10 protein-coding genes are annotated in these 13,539 nt (G+C 60.6%); 5 read left to right on the top strand and 5 right to left on the bottom strand.

What is annotated here, in order from left to right:
• Positions 1 to 105 precede the first annotated feature (105 nt).
• The 3 genes from NKI96_RS02995 to NKI96_RS02985 form a co-directional block, all read right to left on the bottom strand.
• Positions 106 to 1,212: a glycosyltransferase gene (locus tag NKI96_RS02995; RefSeq protein ID WP_352650625.1), complete on the bottom strand. Its 1,107-nt coding sequence runs from the start codon at positions 1,210 to 1,212 to the stop codon at positions 106 to 108.
• Position 1,213: 1 nt separating this feature from the next.
• The gene (locus NKI96_RS02990; protein ID WP_031196492.1) at positions 1,214 to 2,827 is read right to left on the bottom strand and encodes a GumC family protein; all 1,614 of its coding nucleotides are present in this window, start codon (positions 2,825 to 2,827) and stop codon (positions 1,214 to 1,216) included.
• A 218-nt stretch (positions 2,828 to 3,045) separates the two neighbouring features.
• Entirely contained in the window at positions 3,046 to 4,308 is a 1,263-nt protein-coding gene (locus tag NKI96_RS02985) for a VpsF family polysaccharide biosynthesis protein (RefSeq protein ID WP_023671794.1), read from the bottom strand.
• Positions 4,309 to 4,687: 379 nt separating this feature from the next.
• On the opposite strand from NKI96_RS02985, the gene NKI96_RS02980 reads away from it, so the two are divergent.
• Positions 4,688 to 5,791, top strand: a complete 1,104-nt coding sequence (locus tag NKI96_RS02980) for an acyltransferase family protein (RefSeq protein ID WP_196814781.1) — start codon at positions 4,688 to 4,690, stop codon at positions 5,789 to 5,791.
• Positions 5,792 to 5,833: 42 nt separating this feature from the next.
• Here NKI96_RS02980 and NKI96_RS02975 read toward each other — a convergent pair whose 3' ends face one another.
• A complete protein-coding gene (locus NKI96_RS02975) occupies positions 5,834 to 6,817 on the bottom strand; it encodes a glucosamine inositolphosphorylceramide transferase family protein (RefSeq protein ID WP_245260781.1) in 984 nt (327 codons plus the stop codon).
• Between the two features lie 665 nt (positions 6,818 to 7,482).
• Here NKI96_RS02975 and wecB point away from each other — a divergent pair.
• Genes wecB through NKI96_RS02960 form a run of 3 tightly spaced genes read left to right on the top strand, consistent with a single transcriptional unit; the run spans position 7,483 to position 10,767 of the window.
• The gene (gene wecB, locus NKI96_RS02970) at positions 7,483 to 8,637 is read left to right on the top strand and encodes a non-hydrolyzing UDP-N-acetylglucosamine 2-epimerase (RefSeq protein WP_023671798.1); all 1,155 of its coding nucleotides are present in this window, start codon (positions 7,483 to 7,485) and stop codon (positions 8,635 to 8,637) included.
• Complete coding sequence (wecC, locus tag NKI96_RS02965) at positions 8,630 to 9,967, top strand: UDP-N-acetyl-D-mannosamine dehydrogenase (RefSeq protein WP_352594715.1); 1,338 nt, start codon at positions 8,630 to 8,632, stop codon at positions 9,965 to 9,967. The genes wecB and wecC overlap by 8 nt, the downstream gene beginning before the upstream one ends.
• Positions 9,964 to 10,767, top strand: a complete 804-nt coding sequence (locus NKI96_RS02960; protein ID WP_023833544.1) for a WecB/TagA/CpsF family glycosyltransferase — start codon at positions 9,964 to 9,966, stop codon at positions 10,765 to 10,767. Before wecC ends, NKI96_RS02960 begins: the two co-directional genes overlap by 4 nt.
• Positions 10,768 to 10,807: 40 nt before the next feature.
• Here the strand turns inward: NKI96_RS02960 and NKI96_RS02955 are convergent, their stop codons facing one another.
• Positions 10,808 to 12,247, bottom strand: a complete 1,440-nt coding sequence (locus tag NKI96_RS02955) for a lipopolysaccharide biosynthesis protein (protein ID WP_352513970.1) — start codon at positions 12,245 to 12,247, stop codon at positions 10,808 to 10,810.
• Positions 12,248 to 12,415: 168 nt separating this feature from the next.
• On the opposite strand from NKI96_RS02955, the gene NKI96_RS02950 reads away from it, so the two are divergent.
• The gene (locus tag NKI96_RS02950; protein WP_352802857.1) at positions 12,416 to 13,534 is read left to right on the top strand and encodes a glycosyltransferase family 4 protein; all 1,119 of its coding nucleotides are present in this window, start codon (positions 12,416 to 12,418) and stop codon (positions 13,532 to 13,534) included.
• The last annotated feature ends 5 nt before the right edge of the window (positions 13,535 to 13,539 follow it).

Raw genomic sequence — 13,539 nt, 5'->3', positions numbered from 1 at the left:
TGTTAAAGATCATGATTGGATTGGGAGTAACCGGCCTATGTTGGCGGCGTCCTGTCCCATCAATGGCGGATTCCTGTGCCGCCGCAAGCCGATCCATGCGCTAATTCAGAGCAACGCCTCGTACCGGTCTCCGATCTTTTCAATTTCGAAATCCGCCGCCCTGCTTTTCAGGATCGCGGCGGTTGTCGGCTGGTCGAGCATTCCGGCCATCGCCACTGCCAGGGCCGCGGCATCGCCGACCGGCACCAGGGCGCCGAAGCGGCCGTCATCAAGTATTTCGCGCGGGCCGTGCGGCGCGTCCGTGGAGACCACCGGAATCCCCGCTGCCATGGCCTCGACCAGAACATTGCCGAAGCCCTCGCTGGTCGATGATAGGACGAACAAGTCAGCTACGGCGTAGCAGGCCGCCGGATCATTGACATAGCCCGCAAACAGAACGTCTGCGCCGATACCGGATTCTTTGGCATAGGCGCGCAACTCGTCGGCCAGCGGACCCTCGCCGAAGATGACAAGCCGGGCCCGGCGGCCGGCGCGCAGCACAGCGAAGGCCCGCAGCAACGTCCAATGATCCTTAACGGGCACCAGGCGTCCGGCGGTGATGATGATGGGGCCGTCGCCCATCGCCGCGAGCTCTGCCTGCCAGGCGTAGGAGCGTTGCTGGGATGCCGCAGCCGGCGGCAGCGGGTTGTTGATGACCACGACCTTGGATTTCGGGAAGCCTCGGGCCACAAGATCGCCGCCGACACCCTCAGAAACCGCGATGGCCCTGGTGGCGCGGGCCGCAACCAGGGCCGAAAGCCAGACCGCCATTTTCGCGCCAAGGCTGCCGGAAGGCAGTGAGGCGGCGGCGTGGAAACTCGGGAAGAACCGCGCCCTGCTTCGCGCGAGGGAAAGCGCCAGCGCCACGACCAGATTGGCGAATTCCGGGGCGCTGTAGATCGCGTCGGGAGAAAGGCGGCCAAGCAGGCCCGCGCTTCGCACGATGCCTTTCAATGTCGCCCACTTGCCATAACCCTCGCCGCGAATGGGGAGGCCGAAATCGACCAGATGCACGGCAGGCGAAAGCAGGGCGGCATTGGGCCCCTGCGCGTTCCAGGTAAAAAGCGTGACGTTGTGGCCGCGCGATGCCAGCTCGTTCGCTATCAGGACGAACACACGCTCGGCGCCGCCGCCCCTGAGGCTGGCAATGTGAAAGACAATCCGCTTCGCCATTTCAGGCGCGGCTGGCAATGACATCCGGGCGGTTCGGCGGAAGCCGCATGTCGCGCACGATACCCAGGGTAATGGCGAGCAACATGCCGAGGATCATGCCGCCAATAGCCCCCAGGCCGATCATCACGACGGTGCGCGGGGGCCATGAACGGCCCTTTGGCGGCACTGCGGTGGAAATCACCTGCACATTGGTGCTGTCGATCTGTTCGCGCTCGGTTATCTGGCGTGCCCGCGACAGGAAGCTCTCATAGATAGCCGTCTTCGACGCGGCGTCACGTTCAAGCTCACGCAAGGCGACCTCGGAATCGCTATCCGAGAACACGTTGCCCTTCAAGTCATTCATCTTGGCATTGAGGGAGGCCGACGAGGTTTTGGCGGCATCGAGATTGACCTTCGCCAGGCGCAGGGTGCGCGCGTATTCGGCGCTGAGTTGCGCGCTGACCGTGTTGTACTCCGTCTTCAGCCTGACGATCGACGGATGACGGGGGCCAAAGGTCATCGACTGCGAATCGATCTGCTGGCGCAGGCCGTTGGCCGTTGCGCGCAGCGCCACAAGCGCCTCCGACGTGGCGGGACCGGAATTGGTGCCGTTTGCGCCGGCGGCAAGCAGGGCGTCGTAACTTGCCTGCGCGGCGATGACGCGCGATTGCGTCTCCACGATCTGGCCGTTGAGCTGGGTCATGGTTTGCGAGGAAACAAGCTGCCCATTGCTGGTGGCCAGATTGTGGCTGCGCCTATAGGCTTCGACCTTCTCTTCGGCCGCCTGCACATCGCTCTTGAGCTGGCCCAGCCGCCCGTCCAGCGCCGCCGCGGCACGGCTGGCGCCGGAAGCCTCGGCGCTGGCCAGCTCTTCCTGGAAAGTCTTGACGATATCCTGCGAAATCAGGATCGCCTTGGCGGGGGTTTCCGCCGATACCATCAAGGTCGTGACAAACGACTTTTCATCCGCGATGCTGCCAACCCGTTCCGCCAGGTTCTTCAGGGCGGTAAGCTTTGGATCGGGTTTGGCGCCGTCCGTCCCTGTGCGGCTACGGTCCGCGTCGAAGAACTCCGGGTCACTGGCCAGGTCAAGATCGTCTACAACACGTGAAAGCACGCTGCCCGAGGTCAAGATGCGCTCTTTGCTGCGCGCGCTGAGCAGCTGTCCATCGACCTGGGCCGATTGCGGGTAAAGATCGTTCGGAACAACCTGAAGATTGGCGGGATTGATGAGGATGTCCGTGGTCACGGTGTAGCGCTGCTTGCTCAGCAGAGCGTAGGCACCGCCGATGATCCCGCCGGCTATTGCCAGCAGGCATACCAGAGCGAGGCCGGCGCGCAGCCAGACAAACAGACGCCCGAAATCGAGTTCGAGAAAGGTTCCGATCTTGTTGAGCGTCACCGTCGTGACGGGCTCGGCTACAGGCGGCGCCACGGGTGCAGGCGACACAGGGGCCGACGTTACAGGGGCCGACGTTACAGGGGCCGACGTTACGGCGGGTGCCGCCGCATGTGCCATGATCGGCGCGGTTTGTTGCGGCTTTGGCCTGCTGGCGCGCCGCGCATTTTCGATCCGTTCATAGGGGCTAATGCCGGCGGCGGCCGCGGCTGGAGGAGGACCGGAAGCGGCGGACATCATGCTAACCCTTTAATATTCAATACGCACAGCCTGCTTTACGGAAACATCGTTAACATTTCATTTTCCAGGCGTGTCAGGCGCGTTCCGGAACAGCGACCTATCCACCCTTGGTCGGTATTCTGCCACGCCCGTCGTAGCCTGGCAAAGCGTGCAGGCGTTTCAAATGGAAATACAAGAGGTCGTCGCGAGGGCACCCGCAAGGAGCGGGCTTGGCGTCATGTCGCTGTTGATGCTGGTTGGCCTTGAAGGGGCGTGCCGGTTTGGCGCCCATCCGGCTTTCGATAAGCGAGCAACAAGATGACGAGCAGCATGATATCCGGCGCCTTCGAAGAAAGGGCATTGTTTGACAATGCCGCGAGGATGGACGCGGCCGCTGCGATATGGGCGGCCCGAGGCGTATTGCGCAGGAGCTTGAAAAGGAACCGGAAGAAAGCAAACGCGAAGAGCAGGGCGATCGGCAGGCCGAACAAAAGCGTAAGAACGACCGGCGTGCTTTCGATGAAGGGGAGGTTGAGCTTTTCGTTGACGATCTTCAACAACTCGTTGGGATTCATGCCAAGCAGGATGTCCCTCCATTCAACGAACTTGAATACATCGTAGATCTTGACGCGCGCGTCGTAATTTTGATCAAAGAGCGTGTTGCTGAAGCGGTTCAGCAGCCCCGCCGAAAAGAGTATCGCAATCAGTATGGCGCCACCGGCCAGCGTCAGCATCAGCACCAGGAGTTTGGCCTGGCGTTGATGTCTGGGTGACAAGTCCGGCCAAGGCAGGAACACGAGCAGGAACAGGATCTCGCCGCAAGCGAGCAGCAGGGCGGTGCGCGCGCCCGAAGCGGCCGTGCCGATGAAGAGAATGAAGATGCAAAGCGCGCACACCCAGATACGCCACCGCGTCAATGCAACGAAACCTATGGCGGTGGTGCAAAGCGCGCCCAGCGCCAGCGGATGGGCCGACAGTCCGATCGGCCGAAAGTCCAGCTCAACGAGGGGATAGGGCAGGAATCGATGCTGGGTGACGGCCTCGATCGTTCCGATGATGGCGCTGAGGACGATCATGCCGACGATGACATTGCCAAGCGCCCTGCGCACATGGTCACCCAAGGCAAGCATGATCATCGCCGCGGCACAAGAGACCAGATAGGAATCGATTATGAAGCCGGCCGAGCCGGCACGGCCTATCACGAAGAGATAAGGCACCAGCCACAACAGCAGCAGCGAATATAACAATGTCGCCTTGAACAGCCTGACTTCATCGCCTTCGAGCCGAATTGGCCGGGTCGTGGCGATGACGACAAGCAGCAGAAAGATCGCATAGGTCCCGATATGCAGCTTTTCGGGAAACGACCCCCCCTCCGTCGAATAGGACATCACCATATTCATCAACTGCGGCGAGATGGTCGAGCGGAGCAGGAAAGCGAAGGCCGCGAGGAGAAAGAACAGGAGTGTGAGGGCGTCTTGGCGGCTGGCCTGCGCGGTCACGAACTGTTGCTCTGTGGGGGTGACACTCACGATTATCCGACCAGCGTTGCGGCTTGCGATTGAGACGGCAGGGGACGAACGCGCCCCCGGGTACATTTTCCTGCACGAACGTAAAGGAATATGGATAACCCGATCTTAACAGTGGCGATGCCCGGCATGGGCCGCCACATGTCAGCTTTGCCGAAAAGCCGGACACCGCTCATTGAGATCTCACCAAAGTGCGCCGCGTGGGAACGAATGCAGGCAATGCACTTGCGCGACATGCATCGGCAGCCGGATTTACGCTATTTCATGAACTCGGTAACCCACACTTAATTGGCCGGTCGTATTGATGGCGATGCTTTGCACGGCGCCCGACGCGCTGCCTGTGGACGGCACAATGGCATCAGGCGCCGGCAAAGCGCAGGAGATCAAGGTGAAGAAATTCTATTCGATTCAGTATCTTCGCGCCTGCGCCGCCTTGCTGGTTCTGTTCGCACACGCCTTTTCCTATCAGATTGGCGTGGACAATCTGATTATCGTGACGGCGGGCCGCCTGGGCGTCGTTCTGTTCTTTGTCATCAGCGGTTTCATAATGGTCCATATTACGGGAGATGGTCTGTTTTCCGCTGCCACCTTCCTGAAACGCCGAGCAATCCGGATCATCCCCCTTTACTGGCTTTTCACCAGCCTCGCCGCGGTTCTGGCGGCGCTCGTGCCAAGTCTCTTCCAGAAGACCGTCTTTACATGGCCCCACTATCTTCAGTCGCTCCTCTTCATTGTTCACGAAGCGCCTGGACGGGATAGCGCCAGTCCAATCCTCTCACTCGGCTGGACGCTCAATTACGAGGTATTTTTCTATATCGCTTTTGCGGTGTTCGCATTCCTGTCCGTGACCTCGCGCGTATTTGTGCTGACGGTCTTTTTCATTGCGATGTGGATAGCCGGGCTGTGGCTGGCTCCCACCAACCCTGTTATCCAGTTCTATCTCAACCCTTCTCCGGTGGCATTCGTCATCGGCATGTGGATAGGGCGGCGCTATTTGGACGGTGATTTCACTTCCGACATACGCCATGCCTGGATATTCGGCGTAATGACCGCTGCAGGCGTGGTGCTTTCATTCGTCGATGACGGTACGCCGCTCTTGGGTCAGATCAGCTTCGCGGGACAAGCAATGTGGGCGGCGGGCCTACTTCATCTCAGCCTCATTCTGGAGCCGAAACTCAAGCACTGGAGCCTTCTCGAGCAGTTGGGCGACGCTTCCTACGCGCTTTATCTGTCGCATATCTTCGTGATCGGCGCTGTGGCGTACCTGGCCAGACGCACCGTCGGATACGAGCATCCGACAACGGTATTGTTGGTGTCGGTGGTCAGCATCGTGGCAGCCTGCCTCGTCAGTCTGGTGATTTACGAGATGATCGAGAAGCCGATTCTTCAGACCCTGAACGGCAGAAGGAAGACGAGAAACACACCGCTTCCTCATATTGCCACGGAGAACAAATAAGCAGGCCACGCAACGGGACGCTCACGGCTTTCAGCGCTTCAGTCAGCCCGCGCTGTCCACGACCTCGACATTGCCGGCGCGGTTAAGCGTATGAATGCCCGTGCGTGCCCATGCCGGACCCGCGCCGATCGGCCGGGGCGAGGCAAAACGGACATCGGACGCGTCGAGTCGCTCAAGCCGCATCAGCCCCAGACCACCGCCATAGGCCCTCGATCCGTTCTGCACCGGCAGCACCAGGGCATCGTCGTGGCGGATAAAGGCGCCGCCCGGCCGGGTGGCCGAATGATCGACGGCAATGGGATTGAGCGGATGGGCGACCCATGGCCCGCGCAGCGAGGGTGCGCAATAGACCGCCATCGTGTCCGACGCGCTGCCGTAGCCGAACCGCTCCGTTCCAACCAGCCAGAAGCGACCGTCGGATTCGAGCAGCGTCGCGTCGTTGAAATCCCTGTCCGCCATCAGCACCGTGTCGCGGACCCAGCGGTCGGGAAACTGCGCGGCGCGATAGAGCACAAGTTCGCGAGCCGAACCACTTTCGGGGATCATGAAAATCTCGCCATCGTGTGCGAACACCTGCGGATACGACAGGTGGTGCGCTTCCTCCAATACAACCCTTGGAACACCGAAAGTGCCATCGTCACCGAGCTCGGCGACGGAAATCACGCCACGACTCGTCGCGTAGGGGAATTCCTCGACAAACAGATGATGGCGGCGGTCGGCCTCGAAGACGAACGGGTCGGCATAGAAGCGTTGGCCATCGTCCGGCAGGACTGTGAACGGTTTGCCGTCGAGTTGCCCGGTTTCGGCGATGCCTGGTCCGTCGATCACCCGATAGGCAACCTGCCAATAGAAGGGGCGTCGTCCCCGCCTGATTTTTTGCACGGCGCGATCGATCAAAGCCCTGCCAAAAAAGGGCACATAGTGTCGAACAAAACTGTCGTTCTTCAGGATCGGCACCGGGTTGTCGCTTACCGGCACAAGCTTGCCCGCAAAGAAGCGGGCGACGGTTTGCATGATCAGCGACATGGCGCCGGCGAGCAGGTCGTTGCAGCTTCGAGATAGCCAGAGCCTGTCTGCCAGCATCGGTCTAGCCTGGGCCACGACAACGCCATCGAGGCGAGCGCCAAGTTCAGGCAATTGTCCGCTCGCCAACATTGCGGCAACGCCGGCTGGAAAGCTGTTGCGACCGCAAAATTCGAGCCTCAGGACTGGCGCGTCTTGCCCCGTTGCGCTGGCAGTGAGATCTATGACGAGGTCCGGAGGGCCGCGATCGATGGGCGGCAACGGCTCGGACCGGCCCGCCAGCGAGGGACCGAAACGCCGGCTCTCGATCGCCAAGACAGTGTCCAGCCCCCGAGCGGTTGGCGCCGCCGCCGGCGCGTGGCAACTCGAGACCACGTAACCAGCCGCATCCAACCGCATAAAAAGCTCATTTTCCCAGCGCCGGGATCCGACGGCGTGGCCGATGATTAAAATATTAGTCAACCCAAGTTATTCTCGTTAAAGCAAAAAATGGCTTGCTCTGGTATCTTTCCCCACAGTTCCTGGCAAGGCTTGCCCAAGGGGGGCTGCGGACTCTAGCGTTAATCATACGTTAATTTTTTTGAATACGAAGGCGGTTCAGGGCGCTATTGTTAGGCTGAAAGCACATGTCAGCCGGGCGCCCACGCTTTCGGTGACCAGGGTCAACCATGAACGCCGTTTCACATCCGAGATTGCCCTCAAGGCGAAAACTGCTGATCGTGTTCGGCACGAGGCCGGAGGCGCTCAAATGTTTTCCGGTGGCGCGCGCCGCGCTCGCCCATCCAGGCTTTACCACGGAAATATGTGTGACGGGCCAGCATCGCGAGATGGTCGATCAGGTCATTGAATTGACGGGCCTACCGGTGCACTACGATCTCAACATCATGCAGCCAGGTCAGACGTTGTTCGACGTGACCTCGCGCGTGCTCCTCGGAATGGCGGGGGTGCTGGAGAAGGCGAAGCCGGACATCGTCATCGTCCAGGGCGACACAACCACCGCGATGACCGCGGCTCTAGCTGCCTTCTACAAGCGGATTCCGGTTGCCCATATCGAGGCGGGATTGCGCAGCCACAACATCAACTCTCCCTTTCCGGAGGAACTGAACCGCAAGATTGCCGGCAACATCGCCACTTGGCATTTTGCGCCGACCACCGAGGCGCGCGACAATCTCATCGCCGAAGGAAAGGCTGCGAACACCATCTTCGTAACCGGCAATACCGTGATCGACACGCTGCTGCATTTCTCCAGCGAGATCGATGCCGACAAGCTGATGAACGCCAAGCTCGCCGCTCGTTTCCCCTTCATCGATCCGACCAAGAAAATGATCCTCGTCACCGGTCATCGCCGTGAGAATTTCGATGGCGGCATCCAGAGGATCTGCACCGCGCTGAAGGCATTGTCGGCGCGCAGGGATGTGCAGATCATCTACCCGGTCCATCCCAACCCGAATGTGCGCTCCGTGGTCGACGCCGAAATCGGGACGGTGCCGAACATCCACCTGATCGACCCGCAGGACTATTTGCCGTTCCTGTACCTGCAGAAACAGAGCTACCTGGTGTTGACCGACAGCGGCGGCGTGCAGGAAGAGGCGCCTTCACTCGGCAAGCCGGTGCTGGTGATGCGGGAAAACACGGAGCGACCCGAAGGGATCGCCGCTGGTACTGCCCGGCTGGTCGGTACCGATATCGAAAAAATTCTGGCCAATGCCAATAGCCTGCTCGATGATGAGAGCGTCTATCGCGGCATGGCGGAGAGGCACAACCCATACGGCGATGGCCAAGCTGCGACCCGGATCGTTGAGGAATTGCTGAATCATGGCTGAAATCAAAACCGTTTCCGTTGTCGGCATGGGCTATATCGGCCTGCCGACCTGCGCCATTTTTGCCAGCCGCGGACTCGAAGTCATCGGTGTCGATATCAATGAGGCGGTGGTCGCGAAGGTCAACCGCGGCGAAATCCACATCATCGAACCGGACCTGGATGGTTTGATCCAGAAAGTCGTCGCCAATGGCAAGCTCAAGGCATTCAGCACGCCTCAGCCGGCCGATGCCTATATTATTGCCGTTCCAACTCCGATCACCCCGGACCGCAAGCCGGATGTCAGCTACGTGCTTGCGGCAGCGCGAAGCATCGCTCCGGTGCTAAAACGGGACGACCTGGTGGTGCTGGAATCAACATCGCCGGTCGGCACGACGCGCGTCATGACAGCGCTGCTCGCGGAACTGCGACCCGATCTCAAATTTCCCGTTGCGCATGGCGAGGAAGCTGACGTCCTGGTCGCCTACTCTCCCGAGCGCGTGCTGCCGGGAAAGGTGCTGACCGAGCTGATCAACAATGATCGCTCGATCGGCGGACTGTCCCGAAAGTCTTCGGAGCGGACAGCGGCACTCTATTCAAGCTTCGTCGCCGGCGACCTGTTCATAACCCAGGCCGAAAGCGCGGAACTGGTTAAGCTGACCGAAAATGCGTTCCGCGATGTCAATATCGCCTTCGCCAATGAGCTTGCGGCGGTGTGCCAGGATCTATCGCTCAATGTCTGGGAGGTAATCGATCTCGCCAACCGGCATCCTCGCGTGAACATCCTGCAGCCGAGCCCGGGCGTGGGCGGCCACTGCATTGCGATCGATCCGTATTTTATCATCGACGCCGCACCGAACAATACGCGGCTGATCAGTTCGGCGCGGCGAATCAATTCCGAGCGACCCTTGTCGGTGGTCAGGGACATCGAGGCATTGCTCGACCCGACCCGCAAGCAGACGATCGCCTGTCTTGGCCTCAGCTTCAAACCCAACATCGACGATATGCGCGAGAGCCCGGCGGTCGAGGTTGTTAAGCTTCTGTCCAAGATTCCCAATATCAAGATCGTCGCTGCCGAGCCCAATGCGCGTCAGTTGCCACACGAGCTCGAGGGCAGCGGCGTCATGTTCACCGATGCACTTTCCGCTATTGACCAATCCGATATCGTCGTCCTGCTGGTCGACCATCGACAATTCAATCTGATCGATCCCGAAGCGCTCAAGGACAAGAAGCTCGTCGACACACGGGGCCTGTGGACCTGGCGCAAGGCGCGCAAGCCCGACGCCCGCATCGAAGGCAAGAAATCCGAAATGGAACGCTCGCAGTCTCTCGCTCGCACCGGAGAAGCGGCATGAACTCGCATGACCCGGCATGGGCGCAACACTCTCTATTGGCATCGCGCCGCCGCGAGTTTCTCGGTGCGACCATCCATGCGCTGACCATGGCCGAGACGCTGGCCATCGCAGACGAGGCGATGGCGACGCGGCGGCCGCTTCATCATGTTGTCGTGAACGTCGCCAAGCTTGTGAACATGCGCAAGAATGCTGAACTGCGCGAGGATGTCGTCGGGGCGGATATGGTCAATGTCGATGGCAAAGGCGTGCTTTGGGGCGCGCGGCTCTGCGGCGTCGAGTTGCCCGAGCGTGTGACCGGCGTCGACGTCATGATCAACCTGCTGGCGCTGTGCGCCAAGCGTGGCTATCGCCCCTACCTTCTGGGCGCTGAACAGCACATTCTCGACGCAGTTGAAAGCCGACTTGCCAGAGATCATCCGAGCCTGGCCATTGCCGGCCGGCGCAATGGGTATTTCAAGGCGGAGGAAGAGGCCGCGATCGTCGAGGCCATCAATGCTTCAGGTGCCGACTGTCTGTTTGTGGCGATGCCGACGCCGAGCAAGGAGCGCTTTCTCAAGCGCTATCGCGACGTACTCGCTCCGAGTTTCGTCATGGGCGTGGGCGGCAGCTTCGACGTCTATGGTGGAAAGGTCGCCCGGGCACCGAGACTGGTTCAGGCGGCGGGCCTGGAGTGGCTGTTTCGCGTGGCGCAGGAGCCGCGACGATTGTGGCGCCGCTACTACGATACCAACACCGCCTATGCACTGCTGCTGTGGCGTGAGTTCTGGTCTCGCCGGGGACGCCGAAACGTCAATCCGTAGGCTCGCGACTTTCAGACAAGCATGCCTCATAGCGCGGGATTTATGCGATCCGGAGCCGTGCCCTTAGCTTGCCGATGAACTGCGTCACGGCCGCGGGGTGAAACAACCAGGTCAGTCCCAGGAAAGCCGCAGCGCCGGCGACACCGCCCGCCGCGAGCGGAAAGATCGCCGGCATATTGCCCAGCCCAGTGCTGGCAAGGCTGGCGGCCAGTCCGGTGCAGATAGAAATGATGACCGAGACAGCGATGTCGCGCCAGGGAACCGGCACCGGCGTGAGCCTCTCGGCGATGACGATGCAGGCTGCAAGACCTGCCAGCGATCCGCCCGCCAACGCCAACGCCGCGCCAACCTCCGCCATGGTGGGGATCAACAGAAAAGACAGTGAAATCGTTGCCACCGAGCCGAAGGAATTGGCGATGATCAGCAACCACGGCCGCTTATGCGCGTGCACCACGACGCCATAAACGAAGCTTGTGAGATTAGCACAAAGAACGCTGAAGGCGATGATCGGAAACAGCAGACCGAAGCGACCATGATATTCCGCGGGCAGCAGGAGTCGCGTGATGTCGCCGCTGAGCGCGATAAGCATTGCTGCGACCGGCAGGCAAAGGCGTATCATCAAGGCCATGAGTTGCGACAACAACCGCCCGGACGCCTCGGATCCCTCTTCGTCGAAGCGGCTGACCACTTCTGGAAATGCGCCCATGTTGATTGCGTTGGCGACCATATCGATCGGCTGCCGAGCCAATGCGTAGGCGGCTGCGAAGACGGCCACCGCGCCGGCATCGTAGTAGAGCTTGAGGAAGACGCGTTCAGCGCTGTTGAGACCGAAACCGACCAGCGCCATGATGACGAGGGGCACGCCGAGGGCAAAAAACTCCTTGTGGGTGAAGCGCGGCGGGCCGCCAATAACGCGCCCGGATGCCACCACGCACGCCACGATGCCGGCAATCAGCACGGCGAGGCTCGAGCCGAGCGATACCGTCAGAAACGAGCGTTGGAAGATAAGGATGGCGGCGATCGGCAAGGCGAGTTGCAGCAGGCCGCGCAGATATTCAAGCATCGAATAGAGGGAATGACGCTGCTGCATTTGCAGCACCGTCAACGCGAACCGGCTGATGGAGCCGGCAATCAGATAGCTGCAGACGGCGATTGCAAATTCGATCCAGCGCTCCGGCACGATCACCGCCGAGGCGATCACGGATATGATCAGGGCCAGCACCGTGGTGACAAGCAATACCTGTCCGGCAAGCATCAGGCTGCCACGGCTGACGTCGCCTTTTCCGCCAAGCCGCAGCAAGGCAATGCGCAGCCAGTTGGTAACGGCAACATCCGTCATTTCGCCCACGGTGACCACCAGGGTCAGCAGGCCATACTCGGTCTGGTCGATCAGCCGCGTCATGACGACCAGCAGGAGCAGAGCGGAAACCCGCGTCAGCAGAATAGCTGGGCCATAGATGAGTGTGGAACTGAGCAGCAAAGGGTTGTTCCCGGAAAATTTGCCGTCGATTAATCGTTGACCGACGGGAATTCCAGCATGATGACGGCAAAGGGTGAACGGATACAGTTTGAACCAAAAGATTTGTCGTAAACCTTTTTTGGAACGTTTGCTTTAGGGTCACCCGGCATCCGCAATCCAAATGGTGTCATGTTGCAGCGTCTCGCCCACAATAGAAAAATACATGTCTTGGTCGCAACGCCCTCGGGCGTTTCGGGACAAGGCGGCATCGACCGGATCATGGGGGCGCTGAAGCAGGAGTTCGAACGGCAAGAGATCGCCGACATCGATCTGCGCTTTCTTTCCAGCCGTGGCCCGGGACATGTCGGGCTTTCGATCTTCTACATGCTTGGTTTTTGCGCGCGGATGCTTGCGGCCCGCCTCGACAGACGCGCCGACGTCATTCACATCAATATATCGGTCTCCGGCAGCACCTATCGCAAGATGATGATCGCCGCCTGCGCCAGGCTGTTGTCGATACCATATGTCCTTCATCTGCATGGGGCGCAGTATCAGACATTCTGGAAAGATGATCATAGTTTCATGAGCCGCCGTATCAGGGCTCTGTTCGAGCATGCCGGCCGGGTGATTGTCCTGGGGGGGCTTTGGCGCGATTTCGTCGCCAGCCGGGCACCGGCGAACGGCGGCAATATTGTCATCGTTCCCAACGCCACGGCAGTTCCTTCCCTGGCGCATGTCGGCGGAGGCGATCACGTGCACATCCTGTTCCTCGGCCGCATCGGCGAGCGAAAGGGCGTGCCGCAGTTGGGCGAGGCGCTGGAGCGGATGAAACATCTCAGGGGTTGGCGTGCCACGATCGCCGGCGATGGTGAGGTCGAGCCGGCACGATCGAGGTCGGTCGCTCTAGGGATTGCCGACCGTATTGCTTTTCCGGGCTGGGTGGGACCTGACGAGGTCGCATCACTGATCGCTTCGGCCGATATTCTGGTGCTCCCCTCGTTCGCCGAAAATCTGCCAATGTCGGTGATCGAAGGCATGGCGGCCGGCCTGGCTGTCGTGGCCACCCCGGTTGGCGCGGTCGAGGACATCATCACCCACGAACAATCCGGTCTGTTGGTGCCGCCCGGCGATGTGGCGGCGTTGACCGAGGCGTTAACTCGGCTGGTCGAGGATACGGCGCTGCGCGCGCGGCTTGGCGCCGCCGCCATGGCGGTGCACCGGGAAAGGCTTGAGCTTGCACCGTTTGTCGACGCGATCTGCGATGTCTGGAGATCGGTCGCGTCCGAGGCGCGATCGGTCAAGCGCTGACGCTG

This window comes from Mesorhizobium sp. M0292, from assembly GCF_040321695.1.
Taxonomy (GTDB): Bacteria; Pseudomonadota; Alphaproteobacteria; order Rhizobiales; family Rhizobiaceae; genus Mesorhizobium.
The sequence above is the reverse complement of the archived record's forward strand: the minus strand, read 5'-3'. Positions and strand labels throughout refer to the sequence as shown.

Excerpts from the sequence above, each read along its gene's own strand:
- NKI96_RS02995 (WP_352650625.1), bottom strand. The coding sequence starts at position 1,212 with ATGGCGAAGCGGATTGTCTTTCACATTGCCAGCCTCAGGGGCGGCGGC.
- NKI96_RS02990 (WP_031196492.1), bottom strand. The coding sequence starts at position 2,827 with ATGTCCGCCGCTTCCGGTCCTCCTCCAGCCGCGGCCGCCGCCGGCATT.
- NKI96_RS02980 (WP_196814781.1), top strand. The coding sequence starts at position 4,688 with ATGGCATCAGGCGCCGGCAAAGCGCAGGAGATCAAGGTGAAGAAATTC.
- NKI96_RS02975 (WP_245260781.1), bottom strand. The coding sequence starts at position 6,817 with ATGTCGCTGATCATGCAAACCGTCGCCCGCTTCTTTGCGGGCAAGCTT.
- wecB (WP_023671798.1), top strand. The coding sequence starts at position 7,483 with ATGAACGCCGTTTCACATCCGAGATTGCCCTCAAGGCGAAAACTGCTG.
- wecC (WP_352594715.1), top strand. The coding sequence starts at position 8,630 with ATGGCTGAAATCAAAACCGTTTCCGTTGTCGGCATGGGCTATATCGGC.
- NKI96_RS02960 (WP_023833544.1), top strand. The coding sequence starts at position 9,964 with ATGAACTCGCATGACCCGGCATGGGCGCAACACTCTCTATTGGCATCG.
- NKI96_RS02950 (WP_352802857.1), top strand. The coding sequence starts at position 12,416 with ATGTTGCAGCGTCTCGCCCACAATAGAAAAATACATGTCTTGGTCGCA.